We start from the raw sequence: 22,298 nt of genomic DNA, 5'->3' as shown, positions 1-22,298 counted from the left end.
TTTAAGTGCTGTTAATTAAAGTGTTAGTTTCACGTTAAATCCATAGCTTCTTGCATTTGGAGCACTTTGCAGTTCCAAGCCCCGGATGTTACCGGCACCCTGAGTGTTAACTTCGGGGTCAAACGGCGCGTTAGGAGCATAATAAAATAAGTTCCTGCCTATTATTGATATTGTTACGCTACCAAATGGACTTCTATTAAGAATACTTTTAGGCAGGCTATAACCTAACGATAACTCCCTGAATCTGTATACAGTGGCGTCAAATACGTTATTGTCGTTCTGCAAACCGAATGCCTGCCAGTAAGTTTGGGCAGATATCTGGATATTGTTTTGACGATAAGAGCCATCGGCATTTTGAATAACACCAGGAATAATATGTGGCAACTCACGATCGACGGCTGTTTCTTTTGCAGCGCCCCTTGATCTGTTAAACGCCGCTGTAAATGATACGATATCACCGCCTTGCTGCATATCAATCAAGAACGATAAATGCACTCCTTTGTAAGTAAAAGTATTGTTAAACCCTGATGTAAAATTCGGATTAGGGTTGGCAAGTACCTGCCCTGCAGGACCAGCAGTAAAAGTACCGGTGGCAGGGTTAATAACAAATTGACCATCAGCTGTTTTAAGGTTAGTGCTACCAACAATAACACCATAAGGCTGGTCAATTACAATAGATGGTATGCTACCTGTAAAAGCGCTCCCCGGTATTGGGAAGCTGGTTAAACCTTGCGCAATCGACTCAACTTTGTTCCTGATTCTTGTAAAATTAAAATTGACATCCCAACTAAAATTGGGGGATTTTATCGGAGTACCGGTTAATAATACTTCTATACCACGATTACTCAATGATCCAGAATTGGTATAATAAGAGTTATAGCCTGTTGACGTAGGAATGGCTAACGATAAAATATTATTAGTGGTCTTTGAGTGAAAATAAGTAACGTCCAAGTTTATCCGGTTATTCAGGAAACCAAGGTTAGCACCAAATTCATATGACGTAATAAATTCAGGCTTTAAAGAAGCATCTCTTAACGTTGCACTCTGCGTAAATCCTGAATAAGTTGCACCACCTACCGTAAAAGGGAAATTATCGCCAGCAACGTTATTACCATACGTAGGGACAACATAAACGGCCTGTAGACTATATGGGTTTGCGTCGTTCCCAACTTTGGCAACACTGGCTTTCAACTTACCATATGACAATATTTTAGATTGTATTTTAAAAGCGTCTGTAAAGACGAATCCAATACTTGCACCCGGATAAAAATAAGTATTACTGTTTACAGGCAATGTAGATGATTTATCTGCGCGACCTGTCAATTCTAAAAACAGGTAATTATCATAATCAAAGCTCAATTGAGTATAGAAACCAAGCAATCTCCTGATTGTACTATTTTCCTGGCTACCGTTAGTTAAAGTTGTACCGTTACTAACATTGTAAAAACCGGGCAATGTTAAGTTATCTGCCTGAAGCGTTGTATTTTCGTACTTACGCTGATTTAAATTTTGTCCCAATAATGCTGATGCATTAAAATTCTTGATAAAGAAGTCTTTCTTTTTTGCGGTGATTATCAGATCACTATTTATCTCCTGGCGATAAAACATATCCTGCAAAACCTGCCCATTAGGAACGCGTGCTGATGTTTTTGCAAAAATTTGTTTTCTTCTGTCTGTATAGGTATCCAAACCTAACTTATAGCTTACGGTTAACCATGGAGCTATATCATAAGCAGCGTTCACATTACCTGTAAAACGGCTAACATCGCTTATAAGCGGATTTTGATAGGCATCAAAATAAGGATTATCGGTTCCGGACAAAAAGAAAACATTAGCTCCTGTTACAGGATCAATATAGGGTAGTCCTTGTAAATCATAACTGCGAGGAATATTAACCAACGATCCCACAGCACTACTGCCATTGCCACCTAAAACACCTTGAGTATGTGTAGCTGTATAGCCTCCTGATGCTCCATATCGCAATTTATTAGCCAATACAGAGTTAAAATTCATTAAGACGTTTGTCCGATTCAGGTTAGTGTTGGGCAGAATACCATCTTGACGGGTGTTTCCGGCCGATAAAAAAACATTTTGGTCTTTAGTACCGTTGGCAATACTAACCGAGTTGTTAGCTATAAACCCTGTGTTAAAATAATTTTTAATGTTATTAGGATAGGCCTTATAAGGCACGGTGTTACCACTTGCATCTATTAAACCATTAATAACTGAAGGTGTAGAGCCAAATTTAGGGCCCCATGAATTAGCACTCGCAGGATTGTAAACGCCAAGAGAGCCCTGCCCGTAGTCATTTTGTAAGTCCATCAAACCATAGGCCTTTTGCCTGTCGAGAGAAGAGGTGATAGTAATTTCCGATTTTTTATTAGTCAAACCCTTTTTTGTTGTAATCACCACAACACCCTGCCCAGCTCTTGATCCGTATAATGCGGCCGCAGCACCTCCTTTTAATATCGTAATGGATTCGATATTATCCGGATTAATATCCAAAGCCCGGTTTGAAGGCTGATTGTCTCCTAAAGTACCCAGCGAACCGCCATTGGTCCTATCCACATCATTACTTATGGTAACACCGTCAATCACAAATAAAGGTTGATTATTACCTGTAAAAGACGAAATACCCCGGATATTGATATTGGTTGAGGCACCTGCGCCACCACTGGCACCGGTAATTTGAACTCCCGATACTTTACCTTGCAAAGCATTAAGAACACTTGGCTCACCTTTGTCAGAAATCTCAGCGCCGCTAATTTGTTGGGTAGTGTAGTTGATGGAGCGCTTATCTTTTTCAAGGCCTAAAGCTGTAACTACAACCTCACCCAACTGTTTTGCGTCGGTAGCCAAAACTACATCAATAGTCGTGCGGCCATTAACGGCAACAGTTTGGCTGGTAAAGCCAATATAGGTAAATACCAAGCTTTTAACATCGGCAGGAGCGTCAATGTTATAAACACCTTGCCCATCTGTTTGGGTACCGCGTGTTGTGCCTTGGATTTTCACAGAAACACCGGGTAAGGGCTGATGATCATCAGCACTGGTAACCTTACCCGTAATTTTTCTGCTTTGAGCAAATGCACTGTTGAGTGCAAATAAGCCGAAAAGAAGAATAGTAAGTACGTTTTTTTTCATTCGTAATTAATTAGGTCAGTTAATAATATAAACGTTGCAATATACATTTCATTTTAGTATAAAACAACAAATTTGTTACAAACATACAAACATGTCAGTTTCAAATAGCGAATTTTGCTTTTTTAATTAAGAAGAAAATTATTTCTAACACCTAAAGAAGATGAATTGCAAATAATGCATTATGGCATTTTTCATGACACTTTGCTGCTACAATACAATTTATAGGAGAGAATCACTCCTAATACATCCATCAAAATTCAATCTATGAACTGCCCGAAAAAAATTCTAACTTCACGCCCTCAATAACATTCTAAATATTTTCATGAAATTACTCGAAGGAAAAACAGCGTTAATTACCGGCGCATCCAAAGGCATAGGCCGCAAGATAGCTGAGAAATTTGCTGAACATGGCGCCAATGTTGCCTTTACCTACCTATCATCTGTAGAAAAAGGGCTGGCCCTTGAGCAGGAACTGCAACACTTTGGCACCAAGGTAAAAGGGTACCGATCGGATGCATCTAAATTTGAAGAGGCTGAGAAACTCATAGCTGATATTGTTGCCGACTTTGGTACTTTACATATCGTAGTGAACAACGCCGGCATTACTAAAGATGGTTTGTTAATGCGCATGACCGAAGAGAACTGGGATGAGGTAATTAATGTAAACCTGAAATCGGTTTTCAACACCACCAAGGTTGCATCTAAAATTATGATGAAGAACCGCTACGGTGTATTTATTAACTTAAGCTCTGTAGTAGGCGTGCAGGGAAATGCTGGCCAAGGCAATTACGCGGCATCAAAAGCTGGTATTATCGGCTTTTCGAAATCAATTGCTAAGGAGCTTGGCTCACGTAATATCCGTACCAATGTGGTAGCCCCGGGTTTTATTAAAACTGAAATGACTGATGTACTCGATCCTAAAGTAGTTGAGGGCTGGGAGGCTGGCATACCGTTGAAACGTGGCGGCGAGCCTGAGGACGTGGCCAATGCCTGCGTTTTCTTAGCATCAGACATGGCTTCTTACATCACCGGCCAGGTAATTCCGGTTGACGGAGGTATGCTTTAAAAACTTCGAAAGCATAGCGTAATCAAATTTTCTAAAACATCTCGTTGAGATACTTCAATAAAAAACAGCATATTTACAAAACGATATGCTGTTTTTGTTTTCTATAAGCTGGGGCCCGGTTTCGGGCTGGTGGGCGCTGGCCTGCCTGGCCCTCGGGATTTTGTATGCCTGGTTGTTATACCGCAGTCCCAATCAACTTACCAACCCATGGCGCTATATTTTGGGTGCCATACGCCTGATAGTTGTGGCGGCTATTGCTTTATTGTTATTATCGCCCATGGTAAAAACGGTAAGCAGCAGGCCCGAAAAACCATTGATACTGATTGCCCAGGACAATTCATCATCTATCACACTCTTTAAACCGCAAACTTTTGATCCATCCGGCTTTATCAATAAGCTTGGCGAATTAAGAAAATCACTGGGTAATGATTACGATGTGCGGGAGTTTCATTTTTCAAACAACCTGAAAGATAACTTGTCTGCTAAATTTGATGGCAAACAAACTGATATTTCGGCTGTTTTTCGCGACTTAACAGATCGTTTTGGCAATCAAAATATTGGCGCCCTCATCTTAGCTACCGATGGTTTATACAATAAAGGCAGCAGTCCGCAATATCTGGCTCACCGTTTAAAAACCAATATTTATACCATAGCACTTGGCGATACCATACCCAAGCGCGATTTGGTAATAGGTAACGTTAATTATAATAAAACCGCATTTTTAGGTAACGATTTTGAGATTGAGGTTTTAACGGGGGCCTACCAAAGTAAAGGCGAAAACATCCGGATGAATGTTGCCGAAGATGGCAGGCCGGTATCCAACCAAACCATCGCTATACCCAGTAATAACTTCCGGCGGGCAATTACTTTAAAGTTACATGCTGATAAAAAAGGTGTACATCAATTCACCGTTAGCCTGCAACCCATCGCTAACGAAATATCCACGGCCAATAATATGGAAACCATTTATGTGGAGGTACTGGATACTAAACAAAAAATATTATTGCTTTATAACGGCCCCCACCCGGATATTGGCGCTATCCGCTTATCGCTGGAGAATAACCGCAACTATGAGTTAAAAACAAGCCAGGTATCGGATGCTGATCTGACAAAGTTAAGCACTTATAGCGTGGTTATTTTATATCAGCTCCCGGCGTCCGGGTTTACCATGCCATCATCGTTGGCAAATCAGTTGGGCAAATTAAAAATACCGCTTTGGTATATCGTAGGCGCCCAGTCTGACCTGCAAGCGGTTAACCGCTTACAAAAAATCATTCAAATTAATGCTGGCCGCCAGGATGTACAGGAAGTATTTGCAAACCCGGTATCCGGATTTTCGGCGTTCACCCTATCTGATTCCACCCGGCATGAATTAAGTTTGTTGCCGCCGCTATTGGCCCCATTTGGTAATTATAGCGCGCCATCCGCACAATCGGTTTTACTGAAACAAAAAATAGGTAATGTGGAAACATCATACCCACTGCTTGCCTTCGGCGAAGATGCTGGTATACGAATGGCTGTACTTACCGGCGAAGGCCTATGGAAATGGCGACTGGCCGAGTTTGCTGTCAATGGCAACCATAAGGCCGTTGATGAATTATTAAGTCAATCGGTACAGTACCTCACAGCCAAAGGCATCCATAGCCGTTTTAGGGTTTACCCGGCCAAAAATGCATTTGATGAGAGTGAAGAGGTAATTTTAAATGCCGAACTGTACAACGAATCCCTCGAATTGGTTAATACGCCGGATGTAAAAATCGACCTAAAAAATAAAGCCGGTAAAACTTACAGCTTCCTCTTCTCCCGCAACGGGCGAAGCTACCAGTTGGATGCGGGCACTTTGCCTATTGGCGAATACAGCTATTCCGCCAGCACCAAATTAGGCGATAAAAATCTTACAACCACGGGGCAACTCGCCATTAAACCATTAAACGCGGAAACCCGCGAGAGCGCTGCCGACCATCAATTACTTTACTCGCTCGCCAAAGAAAACGGCGGCCAGATGCTCATGCCATCTCAAGCGGACCAATTATCTTCACTCATTCGCAAAAATGAGAATATCAAAACCATTGTTTACGATGATAAAACTTACCGCGATCTGGTAGACGAGAAATGGGTGTTTGTATTGATAGCGGGCTTATTGAGTTTGGAGTGGTTTATGAGGAAAAGGAATGGAGAGGTTTAGCCCCCTCTAATCTCTCCCGACAGGCATATGCGTCAACCTAAGGTAAAAAGGCAATATCGAAATCCTGTTCAAAATTGGGTCTGACTCTTTTATCGTAGGAGCAGTACCTGGCTAAAGCAATTAGATGATATCCTATCTTGCCCTTATAACTTTCTATGGCTTTAACGACCTGTATTATTTTAGAGGCATTTTTTATGAGATACCGGACTACTTTTATCATACTCAAGCCCCTTTTCTGATGTTTTTTGATGATCATTCTGGCAGGCGAAAAGATATACTGGATGTAAATGATGATCATGATAAATCTCGCATAAAGGATAAGTAATAGTTGTTTTTTCGAAACATTATGGATCTTAGAAAACTCCATGTTACTTTTCCAGGATTTGAATATGATTTCAATCCGCCACCTCAGGCTATATACTTTGAAAAGAAAGTTATAATTTGCGTCCTGTCTGGAAATGGTAGTCATAAAAATGGACCATGACATCAGAGCCAGGCACTCTTTACCCGGTTCCTTTTTGGCCTCTTTCTTAGCCTTCATCCTGCGCCTGTTTGCAATTTCGTCACTTACAGGCAAGGCGACTATCCTGATTTTTGTACCTTTTTCATTATTTAAAGTAACCTCAAAATCAAGCTGTTTTTTTGATTTTAATTCGGTGAGCAGGTTAATTCTTTCTTTTGTTTGGTTGTCTAAAAGCACTATATTACTCTGATGCCTGTATATGCAGTCCGCTTCTGCTGTCCAATGCCTCTCGATTTCCTTAAGGGTTAGATACCCCCTGTCCCGAATAACAAGGTCGCCGTTTTCTATCGTTAATTCGGGGGCGGCTTTCTGATCGTTCTTAGTATAAGAATCGATGGTAAAATAAATAAAGCTTTCAGTTATCAAATCGTAAACACACTGAATCCGGGCATTACAAACACTGGACTGGGCGTTGGAGACGCCCGAAAAAAAGCCAAACAACCTAAGGGGCAACTTAATGATTGTGCTGTCCTGCACTAAAACACGCTTAAATTTACCTGCCCTGCGCAATGAATCGATTTCTTCCTTTCCGATTCTACTGATAATAACAAGGGCCAGTATCTTTTTTAAAAAAAGCACACATGATTCTTTGTTTGTCTTTTTTGCAATTGCCTGCCTACTTACAGAAACAGTAGTTTCCGCATCTATTTTTGCCGCCAGATCATTAAAGCTAACCGTTCCATGCGTGGCCGTGCAGCAAATGGCATATAAAATATCGGCAGGCTCTATAAGACCTTTCCGTATCAGAAATCCGGTATCAATTGCTATTTTCTTTATTTGATCAGCACCAATGTTCATGGCATTTAGCAACGCTAAAAAATCGACCTTTTTCATTATGTCTTTTTGATTAATGGGTGAAATAATTTATATTTACATAGTATATATACTATGTATATTAATCAAAAAAAATGGGATACAAAGTAAAAGTTCAAAAAGTTGAGCGAGGAGGCACCAAATCGTTTTATGTAAACTTCCCGGCAGCAGTTGCCGATGCTTGCCTGTTAGAAAAAGGCGAAGAAATGGAATGGTTGATAGAAGATAGAAATAGCTTCGTACTAAAACGTGTAAAGAAAGCCAAAACTAATCTTCCCAAACAAGAAAAAGACAAGTGAAATTAATCGCCCAAACATCTTCTCCAATAATGTCAGGTGTTAGGTTGACGCCTATGCCCGACAGGGGAGACCTTTTTGAGCCTTCCCTACCGGGTTGGGTAGGCCTCGCGGCGACTAAGCGGGCCGATGCTCTAAATTAAGACTACTGATTACAGGAGCTATATATACTGATAATCAAAAACTTAAAAAGACGTCGTTATAAAAAACGAAGCAATCTCTATTGAGGCAGAGCGGCCATGCAAGTTCGCCCTGCACAGTAGAGATTGCTTCGTCGTTCCTCCTCGCAATGACGATGAGGTAAGGGTCTTATTATTAGCAAACTTAAACCATCAACGAACCTCATTGAGTGGCCTAACGGGCGAGCCCGAAAAAAACAGAGATGACTTTTGAACCTGGTAGATTGTTAGGTGCAGAAAGGAAGTGCGCAAAAGCCCAACTGCACGCCGGGCCGGGAGCTGGCCTCGCGGGTGGAAGGTTCGGGCAGTCTTGACTTTTTTGGTTCTTTTTGTGTCAAGACAAAAAGAACAAAGCCTTTCCCGCGGCGACTGAGCGGGTAGATGCTTTAAATTAAGAATACTGATTATCCGAGCAAAATATACGAACTGATAATCAAAAACTTAACCGCACCTCATTATAAGGAACGAAGCAATCATACGAAGGCATGTTTGCCCTGCATAGTTCGCGATTGCTTCGTTCCTCACAACGACATTTAACACTGTATATCAACAACTTACAAAGACGTTATATGAGGCACGAAGCAATCTTTACTGAGGCAGAGCGGTCCTGCAAGTTCGCCCTGTAGAGTAGAGATTGCTTCGTCGTTCCTCCTCGCAATGACGGCGGAGTAAGGGTCTGATTATTAGTAAACTTAAACCATCGCCAAGCGGCAATTAAATTTTGATTGATTTTGCAGTTTTATCCTTTAGAGACCGCGGGTTGAAAATCGATCAATAGCGCTTATTTTTCTTCCTTCTTCTTCCTCACTACCACAAAAATATCCTCGTTATCCTTCTTCATCAGGTATTTTTCGCGGGCAAATTTTTCGAGTTTTTGTTTGTCGGAGGTAAGTTCATCCAGATCTTTGGTAACCTGGGCATTTTGTTGAAGCAAAAAGTCGCGTTGCTTTTCCAGTTCTACAACATCGTTGTGCTTACTGTATTGAGAATACAGGTCGTTCTTATCTAAAAATATCATCCATACCATAAAGGCGATGGTAACCAGGAAGAATTTATTTTTAAGCAGATCTATAAGCCTTTTCATCGCACTAAATTAATTAATTTCCTTGTTAAAAATATTCCAAAATATTGAGCCAGGCAAATCAGGTTTATTAACTTATTAACAATCAACATTAAACGAAAAAACCATTTGAACGAGGCACTATTACGCGCACCCCGTTCAAATGGTATGTTTAAGTATATGCTTTAATCTCTTCTGGCCCGGCTCCTGAATTCGCCGAACTTTTTACCGCCGCCACCACCGCGTGATGCGCCAGACATGCCGCTTCCGCCTCTATGGCCCGAAGCTGGCGCCTTTTTTCCTGATCCTTTAGGAGCAGGACCTAAATGCGGCGCTTTCATGGGATATGGTTGATCATCAATTACCGGGATAGCTTTGGTGATCAGCTTATGAATGTCGTATAAAAATTCACCCTCGTCTGCATCGCAAAATGATAAGGCGATACCACTGGCTCCGGCGCGGCCTGTACGGCCAATACGGTGTACGTATGTTTCTGGTACGTTAGGCAACTCGTAGTTGATCACGTGCGTTAAATCGTCCACATCAATACCACGTGCGGCAATATCGGTTGCTACCAAAATACGGGTACTGCGATTTTTAAAGTTAGTTAAAGCACGCTGACGCGCATTCTGTGATTTATTGCCGTGTATCGCCTCGGCGGTAATGCCTACTCTGATTAAATCCTTCACCACCTTATCGGCACCATGCTTGGTACGGGTAAATACAAGCGCAGTTTCAATCTTTTTATCTTTCAGGATGTGGATCAATAACGATTTTTTATCGTTCTTATCTACAAAATAAATGCCTTGCTGTATCGTATCAGCTGTTGATGATACGGGGGTAACTTCTACTTTTTCGGGTTTATTTAAGATGGTATCAGCCAAAGTCTGGATCTCTTTCGGCATTGTTGCCGAGAAGAACAGCGTTTGACGCTTAACAGGTATCTTGGCGATAATTTTCTTCACATCGTTCACAAAGCCCATATCCAGCATGCGGTCGGCCTCATCAAGTACCAGTATTTTGAGGCTCTCCAGGTGTACAAATTTTTGCTGTACCAGATCAAGTAAACGGCCCGGTGTAGCTACCAAGATATCTACACCACGTTTTAAGGCTTCCACCTGGTGATGTTGCGAAACGCCGCCAAATATAACCAGGTGTTTTAAACCGGTATGCTTGCCATAAGCGGCAAAACTTTCGTCGATTTGGATAGCCAATTCGCGTGTGGGGGTTAGTATCAGCGTCTTGATGCCCTTATGATCCCTGTTTTGTACTTTCTCCTGATACAGGATCTGTAAAATCGGGATGGCAAATGCGGCAGTTTTACCTGTACCGGTTTGCGCGCATCCTAAAAGATCTTTTCTCTCTAATATAATCGGGATGGATTGTTCCTGAATAGGCGTTGGATTGGTATATCCCTCATGTTTTAAGGCCTTGAGGATGGGCTCAATCAATTTTAAATTTTCGAATGACATGAAATGTTTTTAATATAAAGTTCCCGCTCTATAAAAGGATATGAGATTTGGTGTAAATCAGAGCCGGTTAAGTGCGGATACATGTAAATCACATATATTGCTGCAAAGATACGGTTTTTATTTGATGGACACTAATTTGAGAATTGGCACGAATTTCACGAATGAAAGCGAATTTTCACGAATTGTAATAGATACTAATTTCACGAATAAGGGCGAATTTTCACGAATTACAAAGAGGAATTTAGCCTATGGATACAATGATAAATGGAAGTGCCTCGGATAGGGCTTACAACTGTAGAGTAGGAATAAATAATACAAGAACTTAAAATCATAACGAACGCTTCGCAACAACTTCAGCAATTTTCTCTGGATAGTGCCCATTCAACCATGTGTAATAATTTACTCTTAAACGGGTAACTTCGGCTATTCTTTCTTTTGCTGGTTTTGACTGCCAAAAAAGCACATCCAATTTATCCTCATCTTCTATGTTAACATGGTTTACTACCATAGCCATTCTTCTTTTCATAACCACGCAATTACTATTACTAAGCTATAAAATAATTGGCACGAATTCCACCAATAAAGCCGAATTTTCACTAATTATAAGGAATAGGATACTCCGTACCATAGGTATTAATAGCGATAATGCGGATACTCAATACCGATAGCGTAACAATGCCTGAAATAAAAAAAGCCGATCATTACTGACCGGCTCCCATTAATTCGTGAAAATTCGCCTTCATTCGTGAAATTAGTGAAAATTCTCAAATTCGTGAGTGAATCTATTTCTTAGCGTATTTAAAATTCTTACCGATAAATTTCGCGTTAGCGCCTAATTCTTCTTCGATACGCAGCAACTGGTTGTATTTAGCTATCCGGTCGGAACGTGAAGCTGAACCGGTTTTGATCTGACCGCAGTTTAAGGCCACAGCTAAATCGGCAATGGTAGCATCTTCTGTTTCGCCCGAACGGTGGCTCATTACCGAGGTATAACCGTTAGTTTGAGCTAAGCTCACGGCATCAATAGTTTCAGTTAATGATCCGATTTGGTTAACCTTTACCAGGATAGAGTTACCAACACCTTGGTCGATACCCATTTGTAAACGTTTTACGTTGGTTACAAACAAATCATCACCTACTAATTGTACTTTATCGCCAATTTTGTCGGTCAATAATTTCCAGCCATCCCAATCATCCTCGGCCATACCATCTTCGATAGAAATTACAGGGTATTTTTCGGCTAACTGAGCCAGGTATTCTGCTTGCTCGGCGCTGCTGCGGATAGCACCTTTTTCGCCTTCAAACTTAGTATAGTCGTATTTGCCATCAACATAAAATTCTGAGGCGGCACAGTCGAAAGCTAAACAAATATCTTCGCCTACTTTGTAACCTGCTTTTTCAATAGCTTTCAAAATGGTTTCAACGCCATCCTCGGTGCTGTCAAAAGTTGGGGCAAAACCACCTTCGTCGCCAACAGCTGTTGATAAACCTCTGTCGTGTAATATTTTTTTCAGGTTATGGAATACTTCGGCACCCCACCTTAAAGCTTCAGAGAATGAAGGTGCGCCAACCGGCATAATCATAAACTCCTGGAACGCGATAGGCGCATCAGAGTGAGAACCACCGTTAACGATGTTCATCATCGGGATAGGTAAAGTGTTAGCATTTACACCACCAACATAGCGATATAAAGGCTGACGGCTTTCCTGAGCGGCAGCTTTGGCAACGGCAAGCGAAACACCCAAAATGGCATTGGCGCCTAAATTGCCTTTGTTAGGTGTACCGTCAAGCTCAATCATTAATTTATCGATACTGTTTTGTTCAAAAACATCAAACCCTTTTAAAGCGGGGGCAATAGTATCGTTTACATTGGCAACGGCTTTTAAAACGCCTTTACCCATATATTTTGTTTTATCGTTGTCACGCAGTTCAACAGCCTCGTGTACACCCGTTGATGCGCCGGAAGGAACAGCGGCACGGCCAAGCGCACCATTTTCGGTTAATACTTCAACTTCAATAGTTGGGTTACCGCGCGAATCAAGTATCTGGCGGGCGTGAACGTTAATTATAATACTCATGTTATAAAATGTTACTGGTTAAAAAAGGTTATTAGTTAGTTGCTATCATCAACTTAGGGCAGTAATAATTAAACAATTATAATATTAACCCTCGCCTGACAAGCGCCGCTAAATTATAAAAACTTCTACAATTAAACGATGATTTACCACAATGATAACAATATTTTTGTGTACAATTTACACTAAGGTAAAATAGCCCGTTTTAAGCCTGCTTACACTGATAGAAGAAGTAGCTACCATGCTTATCATGGCAATAAATTACCCTTAGACGGAACTTGGATTGCCTGAACCGCTCATTTTAATGCCGATTTTGATGGCAGATATATTGTCTCTCCCGCCGTTTGCCCTGGCACGGTTAACCATTACAGAAAGCGGATCTGTTGATGCCAGCATGGTCTCAATCTCGTCAAAGGTTAATTCTCCGCTTAAGCCGTCCGAACACAAAAGCAAGGTATCACCATCAAGCAAATTGGTTTCTTCAAAATCAAAATAAATTTGCTGAACACCGCCGCCAAACGCGTTAGCTAATATATTGCGCGGAATGTCGGAATTGTTTAACCAATCACTTAAGCTATGGTCGTTTGTTAATTGGGCCAGTAAACCACCCCGCAAACGATATAACCTGCTATCGCCAATATTAATGATAAAGGCTTTTTTGTTGTAAATAAATAAGCTTGTAAACGTGGCGCCTAATTTATAGTAAGCAGGGTTTGCCTCCCCCATCGCATTAAGTTCCTGGTGGGTTTCCTTTATCTTAACCTCAAAATAGGTCTTGAGTTGTTCCGGATTAAGCGCGTTGCCCAAACCCGACACAGCGAGCTTCATTCTTTGCAGCACCGTTTCGCTGGCTACTTCGCCGGCCTGGTGCCCTCCCATCCCATCGGATACGGCGATCATGAAATTACGTTCACCGGCATCTATCGCATACTCGGCTGAATCATCGCGGATCACCTGGTCGCCAATGAGAATCATATCCTCATTGTTCTGCCTTACTACGCCGATATCGCATATCGCTTCTATACTAAAATTCATATTCTTTGTGTGGTGTTGGATGCAGAAGTACCCGGTTTAAAAGGCTGCTCAATTTTTAATGCAAACTCAATATTAGCCATCAATAAAAAGGCCTCGTCTTCCATCCTGATCCATTCCCCCGGAGTACATTTACCTACCTGGTTCCAACTGATGTTTGATTTAGCATATTTGGTACCATTGGTTGAACCCACATCCTGAAAAGCCCAGCCCGTAGCCGGTTCAAATTTAAACACCAGGTGCTTGCCTGATATGGCCGAAAAATTTTTAAGTTGCTCTGCATAAGCACCGGTATTCCTCCCCAGCACATCGCCGGGTTGAATATCGAGCGTTATATTGAGATTGTTGTTTGTTAGCTTTAGCCCCGGCACAACCGGCTCAACCGCGATTGGCGACGGGGTATTTAAATCACGCAACGGCGCAGGCGGCGGTGGACTATTTAAAACCGGCATTGCGGGAAGCGGCGGCGGCGTATCCGTGCCCGTAGAAATATCAAAAGATGGGCTGTTAACTGTAGTACCGGCAGGATGTAAAGTACCCACCGGGCGCAACCGCTGTTTAGCAGGTGCCAGCACTCCGCCGTCAAACTCGCAAAATTTTTGATTGCCCGGCTGGGCGCAGGTTTCGCACAAAAATATCTCTTTGCCACATTGGTCGCAGTAGCAGCTATCGGTGTCAATATCGGCTGTACAATCCAGGCATTTTATGGTTTCACTCATCAGCTTAAACAATCATATCGTCATAAATAACTTCGTTGATCATACTTGATATCTCTGTACCCTGCTGTTTTATACGGCTTAGCCTAACCGCTTGTTTTTCGAGGCTATGTTCAAATAAATTCCGAACGGTGCGCCCGTTAGCAAAGTTATTATCCCTGTTGCGATACATATCCTCAAAAAGTTGCATCGCCTTAGCGGCATCCGCCGTGGCCATACTTAATCCATTTTTGGCCAGCATCAATTTAAAAATTTCGTTCAGCTCGCCGGGCTGATAATCCTCAAAAAGGATCATCTTAGGGAAACGGGAGGCAAGCCCATCGTTAGAGGCCACAAACCGGTCCATATCGCCCGAGTAACCGGCGGCGATAACAATAAATTTCCCTTTATCGTCTTCCATCCGTTTTAACAGCGTATCCACGGCTTCTTTACCAAAATCATTGGGGTTCCCTTCGGGGATCAGCGTATAGGCTTCATCAATAAATAGAACTCCTCCCATAGCCTTATCAATTACATCCGAGGTTTGCTTAGCCGTATGGCCAACATACTGGCCTACCAAATCCTTACGGTCGGTTTCAATCAACTGGCCAACAGGCAATACCCCTAAAGCCTTAAAAACTTTGGCCAGGATACGCGCCACGGTGGTTTTACCGGTTCCGGGCTTACCCTTAAATATAAAATGCAAATTCAAGGTGGTACCGCCTGTTTGCCCGCTTGCAGCACGCATCTTTTCAATTTCTAAAAAACTGATCAGGCCGCCAATCTCATCTTTCACGGCGCGCAAACCTATGAGCTGGTTCAGCTCGGCCAACGCGTCAGCGGGTGATATTTCTTTCGCGGGTTCAAAAGGAACATCGTCCTCCATGATAGCCATTGGGTTAAATGCGAGGCCGCTGTTTTTTTGCTTGACAATGCGCCGCGATTGGGTTTGCACCATATCCTCAAACGCGTTTCGCACGGTACGCCCATTGGCAAAACGTTTATCCCGTTTATTGTAAACATCAGCCAGATAAGCCTTTATTCTCGCCTTAGCTGCATCGTCGGCAGTAAAGCCATTTTGCGCTATCATCGAGAGCATAATCTGGCTAAGCTCATCGGGCCCATAATCGTCAAAGGTAATTTTCTTTGAAAAGCGCGAGTCCAAACCTGGGTTGCTATCCAGAAAATCCTGCATTTGTTTTGAATACCCTGCCGCTATCACGATAAACTTGCCGCGGTCGTCCTCCATCCGTTTCAACAAGGTATCAATGGCCTCGCTCCCAAAACCACCCGTGCCTGAGCTTATTCCTTTTGACAGGGTGTAAGCCTCATCAATAAAAAGCACACCGCCCATAGCGCTATCAATCACTTTATTGGTTTGGGCCGAGGTTTGCCCTACGTAACCCGAAACCAGGTCTTTATCGGTGACCTCCACCAATTTGTCCGACGGTAAGATACCTAAGCCTTTAAATATTTTGGCCAGAATGCGGGCCACTGTAGTTTTACCCGTTCCCGGGTTACCTGCAAAAACAAAATGCAGGCTGATGGTCATTTTTTTGCTGCCAGCTTCGGCCCTCAGCTTTTCGCCTTGCAGAAAATCAACCATTTCGGCAATTTCAGATTTAACTCCAGCCAAACCTGTTAGTTTGTTCAAAGCGCTCAGTACCTCATCAATACCACCCGCCGGTAAAACAGCGTCTCCGCCGGGCAGGTCTGCTTCTGACAATATCCGATCATAATTTGTGGTGGGAGCGGCATTGATACGGGCTGCCCTTTTTGACAGCGCCGCTTCATAAAAATTCCGTACATCCCGGGCGTTACCAAAATCTTTGCTGCGCCTGTTAAACATATCTTCTAACAACCCGGCAGCTTTTGTTTCCGCATCGGCTGCTAACTCATAGCCTCCCTGTTTTACAAAACCCTTCAGGATCTGTAAAAGTTGTGCCGGGTTATAATCGGGCAGGTTAAAAATATTATCCTTTACCCGCGATTTCATTCCTGGATTAGCATCTATAAAATTCTGCATCGGGCGTTCGTACCCGGCAGCTATCATGATAAATTTGCCTCTATCATCTTCCATCCGCTTAATCAGCGTATCGATGGCTTCGTGGCCGTAGGTATCCTGATCGTTTTGAACCAAGGTATAGGCTTCGTCAATAAAAAGCACGCCGCCAATAGCTTCGTCGCAGGCTTTTTGCACCAGCAGCGGTGTTTCGCCAACATATTGCCCTACTAACTTGCTCCGGTCCATTTCAACCACATGCCCGCTTGATAAAATGCCCGAAGCAGCAAAAATTTCGCCGAGCTTTTTAGCAAGAGTGGTTTTACCTGTACCGGGATTACCCGTCAGGATGATATGGGCACCTATCACATCGGTTTTACCGGTTATGGTAGCATCTTTTTGTTGAAGAGAAACCAGGTTGACCAGGTTGCGGATAAATGTTTTTACGTTATCCATCCCCACAAAATCATCCAGATCAGCCAATACTTCGGTAGCTGTTTGCTGGATATACACTTCGCCCTTAATATCGTCCGCCAATAATAATTGCGGCGGGAAACGGGGATCGGGCGCCGAGAAATGATCGCTGATGATATTGTTGATCTCCTTGTTGACCAGGAAGCCACCCTTCCCTATTTTAACTGATTGCTCGGCATCACCCTGGTTCCGGAATAAATAAGCCAGCCTGTTTCGTAATTTTATTCCAAAATCTTCCTGCTGTTCATAGTGTTGATCAGCGATGATTTTTCCGGCCAGGGTTACCATCTGATCGAGTGTTAACGCCGGAAGATAAAATTTGAGATTAAAGCGGTTATTTACTTCCGGATTGGCTTTAAGGTATTCGCGGAAGCCTTCTTCTTTGGAAGCTAAAACAATAATGGGATCTGCCGCCCGGCTTTCAATAGCAGCATATAACTTATCAATAGGTGTGGATTGCCCTGGCTGATAACCGGATGGCACCAGTTGATGAACATGATCAATAAACAGGATACCGCCTTTGGCGGCATCGAGGTTGGCGGATAAATTCCGCGCAAATTCGCCAAAGTCGGCAGCGGCTATCGTCTTCATATCGGCCCTGGTAGTAATGCCGTTTTTAAACAGCACGGACGCCAATACCTCAACAATTCTGTTTTTCCCGGTTCCGGAGCCGCCCACCAAAATGGTATACAGATTACGGTTATCATAAGAAAAGCCTGCTTTGCGCATATTTACTGCAGCGCTAACTTGCTTTTTAATCTGGGCTTTTACTTCGGCAAGGCCAACTAAACCGTCCAGGTCGTCCAGTTGGATTGCCGATTGCTGACCGATGGGTTTAAGCACCTGTGCAGTAGTGATAGCCGTACCGCAGGCCTTGCAATACTTAGCAATAGGCCGGTTAGGTGTTTTACAAGCAATACACTCCATTATTGAACAGCAGTAACGGGAGTACCATCGGTTTGATCGGTCAGCATAATCCGGATACTCTCTGAAAATAATTCATCATTAATCCTTCCGTTAACACGGGTATTTAACATGTCAATTTTACCGGCCTTTTCGGGTTCAATAGCACTCCTTAATTTATCTATCTCCACATACAATTGGCTACCGCGAATAGGCACTAACGGGCGCACAAGCAATTTAGCAAACGGGACACTTAACTTTATTTTACCTATAACCCAATAACCTATAAATACATAAAAGGCAGCACTAATAGGCATACCTGCTATAAACAAAGATAATTCGAAACCCGACCATATGTTACTCAACAAGTAGGTTAAAATGACAAAATAGATTTGTATAACAGACATGGTACCCCATAATATGATAGCATAGCTTTTAAAATAAGGTTTATAATCTATTTGTAGCTTTTCCTGATCAGCTTGCAGCGTAGCGTAAGCCATGTTAATTTTATGCTCCTCGCTTGCCTTTTGAGTATTATACTTCGATTCAATTTGCTGTTTGCTTAAATCGATCTGATCCTGCTTGCGTTTAAAATCAATTAAAACAGGCAACGTAGGTAAGATAGCTTGAACCTGTTTAAAAAATTCGATTAAGCGTGCATAATACAAAGCGAATGAGTCCGAATTATCTTTGATTTTGTCCAGGTCGCTGTGAATATCATTCCGGATCTTCACATTTAAAGCCATAAGCAAAAACTCCGCAAATTGATGATCGGCCGTTTGAATTCCCTGAATGGCCCTCAGCATCTTTTCCAGGTTATCCAAAGCGTAAACAGCTACGCTGCGATTGTTATCCAGGTATTGTTTAAAAGCATTTTTGGTAATGTTGGCCAAGGCCTTTTTGTTTTCAGCATCTATGCCAGGTACCTGCCGTATTAATCCGGCTGCCTGGGTTGCCAATTGGAAGGGCTTGGTATCGGGCAAAGCCATAGCAGCCGAATAAATGCCCATAAAATTATCCTTACTTAAATTACCGCCAGCAAGCAATTGGCCAAATACCGCCGCCAGCGAAGTGGACTGGTAATTATTAAGCCAGTAATTGGCATTATTGCTATTTTTTTGCGCATCGGCAGCGGTTGTAAACTGCCCGATATTGCTTTGCAACAAAGTAATAAACGACTTAACATCGGCAGCTTCCTGCCCGTTAAGCCTGAACCCCGAAATATTAAGCACATAACGCAGGGTTTCGATATTTTGATTTTTGGCATCGCCCCGCCAGGTATTGATCCTGGTCATCAAATGGCGGTAGGTAAGATCAAGCCACAACGAAATTTTGGAGTCGGGATTAACAACTTCCTTAACCAGATCCCGATTTGAATCTACCAGTTGCTGCACATTATCATAAACTGTATTATCAAGCACCAGGTTATTATCATCCAGATCAAGAATGATCAGGTTCAGCGCCCTCTCGGGTACGTAAAGCATAAAATATTTTTGATACTTGCTAACCCTGTCTTCAAAGCCACGTGTTTCAAAAAACAGATACAAGTCGGTCCTCGGGTTTTTCAGATGCTCGCGGTAGTAATTAAATTTGGCTTCAACATGCCTTGCAATATCTTTAATGCTATTGCAAACCGTTCCGTCGTAGCCTTTGAATGATCGCTCCCTATCTAAAGTGTAGATAGCTTTTGTAACACCTGCGGCGGCATTTTCGGCTGTATTATTCGGAAACTCCTTTTCAACAATGTACAATAACTCGCTGTACATATCCTGCGAGTTATTTTTTACCCAATCTGGTATGGCTCGCGAGTATAATTGGCGGGTGGCCTTCTTCCTGTCATTGTCCATTAGCTCGGCCAGTTCTTTGGGCTCGTCAATAACAACGTTTTTCAGGTCGTCCCATTCGTAAGGCTTAAATTTTGCGCGATTGCTGGTTTGATGTACCTCTACTGCCTCGCCCCTTAGCCATTTGTTAACTTCTTCGTATCCCCAGCGTTTGGGCGGCTCGGTTGTAATCAGGCCTTTAATCAGGGTCTGCAGTTGGCTATCCATATCGGCGGGGATAATTACGCGGCCCTCAATCTTAATACGCATGGCCATAAATTCGGCAAAATCCCTAAAGGGGTCGTGCCCCAGCCAAAGTTCCAGTAAACTAATACCCAGGGCATAGTAGTCTACCTTTTTATCAAGCGTAGTTTGGTTATTGATATTAGTAAAAAGCTCGGGCGCAGCGTAAGCCGTAGTGCGGTTAACGCTTGTTGTAAAGCGGTAATCGGCCCCGGCCTGCAAGGCCGACGAGATACCAAAGTCGCCCAGCACAATTTCATCCTTAGCAGCAGTACGAAAGAAAATATTAACGGGCTTTATATCGCGGTGAATAATTCCGTTTTGATGGCAGGCGTTAAGCGCCTCTGCAATTAAGCCTGCGTATTTTTTTATCTTTCCAAAATCCTTCAAAGGCATAAGGGCATCCATGGTGCCGCCTGTCATATATTCGCTCAACTCAAAAAAACGATCCTGGTAAATGCCCGAATCCAGCGGGCTCATAATGTCTTTCCGTTTGAGTGCGTGGAGTTTGGTTATAATCTCGTCCTTCGGTTTATAGTTCGAAAAATAGTATTTAAGTACCACTTGTTCTTTATCCCCCTGCACCAGGTAAATTTCTGCCTCACCCGAACTTGTAATCAGCTTCGCGATGGTAAAATCATGCCCGTTAAGGTTGATCTGTACGCCCGGAGCTAAATGTGTTGGCGCAACGTTTCCCGAACTTATAATTCCCTGATCAGCATCGGGCAGGCCTGCTCCGCTGCCAACAATGGTGGTATCCGAGATTCTGCTGGTAGAACCTGCCGACGAGTTATCGGATAAACGGCTTGTGGCATTGCTGTTATTAGCTGGGATAATACCATCGTCGCCAATTCTTTGAGTACTCATTTTAATATTTTATGCTTTTTTTATATCTCGTCGTAAACAATCTTCTTCTCTGTGCTTGTGCTAAAATCGGTAACCCATACTCCTCCCAGATAAGGGCGTTCACAATTTTCGGGGCGGGGATGCACCAGGCCTGCAAAATTACATTGCCAGCCTACCACTACCGGAGTTACCGTCTCCACAGTTCTGATCTGCGGAATGGTAACGCGCAGGCTGGTATAAAATTTACGGGCTTCCTGGTTACTACTAAAGGCTCGCTTTTGCAGGGCGGCAATTTTGCTTTCAAGCTCAGCCCTTCGCTGCTCAAGTGCCATTAAATCGGGTAATTTAGCCGCCTGGTCTGCCAAACTCAAAGCTTCGCTCACATCTTTGTTCTTAGCGGTGCCAAAAGTGAATTTGGGCTGGGGGGCTGATTCCTGACCGACTTTCTGTTCCGCCTTGCCATCCTGTTGAAAACGTTCTTCGTATTTTTCAAGCTCGCTCAACCAGGCGGTATCTGCAGGCGGCTCCGTTTTTTTTGTTTGCGATGGCGATATGCCAGCCGTATCAGCATTCAAGGTATTGATCTGTTGCAAAATCTCAACCACTTCGGGCATGGTTTTAAATTGCTCCAGGTAGCCAGCGGCATCCCGGGATACGGTGTTTGTACACTGGGGGCAAAAATCAAATATAGAATGCGTACCACATTGCTTACACACCATACCTTCGGGCGGGTTACCGCAGGTGCCGCAAAATTTTTGCCCCGGCTTAACAGCCGCGTAACAAAAACAACATTGGCCCTCTAATTGCCACGCGCTGCAGCTTTCGCAAATATCGGCACCTGCGATGGTTGTATGGCCACAATGCCTACATTTACCGGAGTTTTGAGTTTCCTGTTCAGCAGCCTGGTTTTGCTTAACCTGAAAATTATTTTGTTGTTGCTGGTTGACCATGAGGTGCAGAACTCAATTTGATGTATTTAATCAGTTGTGTGGTATCGCGGTCGGCGTTCATGCTTATCGTGTCCCCGGTTAACTTAAACCGGTAATGTAAATCCGGCTGCTTCTTCACAGTTGCTTTCAGGCTGATTTCGCCAGGGATATCAGGGTTAATGGGCGTCTTTTTAAAATAGTGTGCCATACTGGTTGATATTCGCTTCCATTGGTCATCCCTTAGAAATGAAGGTACCTCATCTCCCGAAAATTCATAATTTAAAGAAACGGCTTTCAGGCTGTCCTTGCTGTTATAGTTAATAAATAAAGAATCGTTAACAAGCCTAATGGTATCTTTTAAAGCCAGGTTTACATAGGCGCCATTTCTTAATTTGTGTTGATCTTTTTCAAAAACCATTTGAGTCATTGAAAGGATAAATGTGCAATGAGCAACAATAAGAGCCGGTATGATTAAAATCATCATTTTCTTATTGAAATCATCAGGCCTGGGCGCTGGGGTTTTAATCCATAAAAAAAC

General features: G+C 42.9%; 15 protein-coding genes. 3 read left to right on the top strand and 12 right to left on the bottom strand.

The window, feature by feature from the left end:
* Positions 1-15: 15 nt before the first annotated feature.
* A complete protein-coding gene (locus tag MUCPA_RS21075) occupies positions 16-3,144 on the bottom strand; it encodes a SusC/RagA family TonB-linked outer membrane protein (protein WP_008509155.1) in 3,129 nt (1,042 codons plus the stop codon).
* 322 nt (positions 3,145-3,466) lie between these two features.
* Between MUCPA_RS21075 and fabG the strand changes: the two genes are divergently transcribed.
* Entirely contained in the window at positions 3,467-4,210 is a 744-nt protein-coding gene (fabG, locus tag MUCPA_RS21070; RefSeq protein ID WP_008509154.1) for a 3-oxoacyl-[acyl-carrier-protein] reductase, read from the top strand.
* A gap of 85 nt (positions 4,211-4,295) precedes the next feature.
* The gene (locus tag MUCPA_RS21065; protein ID WP_008509153.1) at positions 4,296-6,395 is read left to right on the top strand and encodes a hypothetical protein; all 2,100 of its coding nucleotides are present in this window, start codon (positions 4,296-4,298) and stop codon (positions 6,393-6,395) included.
* A gap of 37 nt (positions 6,396-6,432) precedes the next feature.
* On the opposite strand, the gene MUCPA_RS21060 is transcribed toward MUCPA_RS21065, so the two are convergent.
* Positions 6,433-7,752 (bottom strand): IS4 family transposase, encoded by a 1,320-nt coding sequence (locus MUCPA_RS21060; RefSeq protein WP_008509152.1) that lies wholly within the window; start codon positions 7,750-7,752, stop codon positions 6,433-6,435.
* 74 nt (positions 7,753-7,826) lie between these two features.
* Between MUCPA_RS21060 and MUCPA_RS21055 the strand changes: the two genes are divergently transcribed.
* On the top strand, positions 7,827-8,030 hold the full coding sequence (locus MUCPA_RS21055; protein WP_008504097.1) for a hypothetical protein: 204 nt from the start codon (positions 7,827-7,829) through the stop codon (positions 8,028-8,030).
* 957 nt (positions 8,031-8,987) lie between these two features.
* On the opposite strand, the gene MUCPA_RS21050 is transcribed toward MUCPA_RS21055, so the two are convergent.
* From MUCPA_RS21050 to MUCPA_RS21005, 10 genes are all read right to left on the bottom strand, one after another.
* Positions 8,988-9,290 carry an FtsB family cell division protein gene (locus MUCPA_RS21050; protein WP_008509151.1) on the bottom strand — a complete coding sequence of 101 codons (303 nt, stop codon included), beginning with the start codon at positions 9,288-9,290 and terminating at the stop codon, positions 8,988-8,990.
* A gap of 161 nt (positions 9,291-9,451) precedes the next feature.
* A complete protein-coding gene (locus tag MUCPA_RS21045; protein WP_008509149.1) occupies positions 9,452-10,738 on the bottom strand; it encodes a DEAD/DEAH box helicase in 1,287 nt (428 codons plus the stop codon).
* A gap of 328 nt (positions 10,739-11,066) precedes the next feature.
* On the bottom strand, positions 11,067-11,264 hold the full coding sequence (locus tag MUCPA_RS21040) for a hypothetical protein (protein ID WP_008509146.1): 198 nt from the start codon (positions 11,262-11,264) through the stop codon (positions 11,067-11,069).
* 256 nt (positions 11,265-11,520) lie between these two features.
* Positions 11,521-12,816 carry a phosphopyruvate hydratase gene (gene eno, locus MUCPA_RS21035; RefSeq protein WP_008509145.1) on the bottom strand — a complete coding sequence of 432 codons (1,296 nt, stop codon included), beginning with the start codon at positions 12,814-12,816 and terminating at the stop codon, positions 11,521-11,523.
* Between the two features lie 264 nt (positions 12,817-13,080).
* Positions 13,081-13,848, bottom strand: a complete 768-nt coding sequence (locus MUCPA_RS21030) for a PP2C family protein-serine/threonine phosphatase (RefSeq protein WP_008509144.1) — start codon at positions 13,846-13,848, stop codon at positions 13,081-13,083.
* Positions 13,845-14,564: an FHA domain-containing protein gene (locus MUCPA_RS21025; RefSeq protein ID WP_008509143.1), complete on the bottom strand. Its 720-nt coding sequence runs from the start codon at positions 14,562-14,564 to the stop codon at positions 13,845-13,847. The genes MUCPA_RS21030 and MUCPA_RS21025 overlap by 4 nt, the downstream gene beginning before the upstream one ends.
* Positions 14,565-14,568: 4 nt before the next feature.
* The gene (locus tag MUCPA_RS21020) at positions 14,569-17,943 is read right to left on the bottom strand and encodes an AAA family ATPase (protein WP_008509142.1); all 3,375 of its coding nucleotides are present in this window, start codon (positions 17,941-17,943) and stop codon (positions 14,569-14,571) included.
* On the bottom strand, positions 17,943-20,852 hold the full coding sequence (locus MUCPA_RS21015; RefSeq protein ID WP_008509141.1) for a protein kinase domain-containing protein: 2,910 nt from the start codon (positions 20,850-20,852) through the stop codon (positions 17,943-17,945). Before MUCPA_RS21015 ends, MUCPA_RS21020 begins: the two co-directional genes overlap by 1 nt.
* Positions 20,853-20,872: 20 nt before the next feature.
* Positions 20,873-21,781 carry a zinc ribbon domain-containing protein gene (locus tag MUCPA_RS21010; protein ID WP_008509140.1) on the bottom strand — a complete coding sequence of 303 codons (909 nt, stop codon included), beginning with the start codon at positions 21,779-21,781 and terminating at the stop codon, positions 20,873-20,875.
* A complete protein-coding gene (locus MUCPA_RS21005) occupies positions 21,756-22,244 on the bottom strand; it encodes a hypothetical protein (RefSeq protein ID WP_169316190.1) in 489 nt (162 codons plus the stop codon). The genes MUCPA_RS21010 and MUCPA_RS21005 overlap by 26 nt, the downstream gene beginning before the upstream one ends.
* Positions 22,245-22,298 lie beyond the last annotated feature (54 nt).

Origin of the sequence: Mucilaginibacter paludis DSM 18603 (assembly GCF_000166195.2) — a bacterium.
In the GTDB taxonomy this organism is placed as follows: Bacteria; Bacteroidota; Bacteroidia; order Sphingobacteriales; family Sphingobacteriaceae; genus Mucilaginibacter; species Mucilaginibacter paludis.
This window is presented reverse-complemented; position numbering and strand designations above follow the sequence as displayed.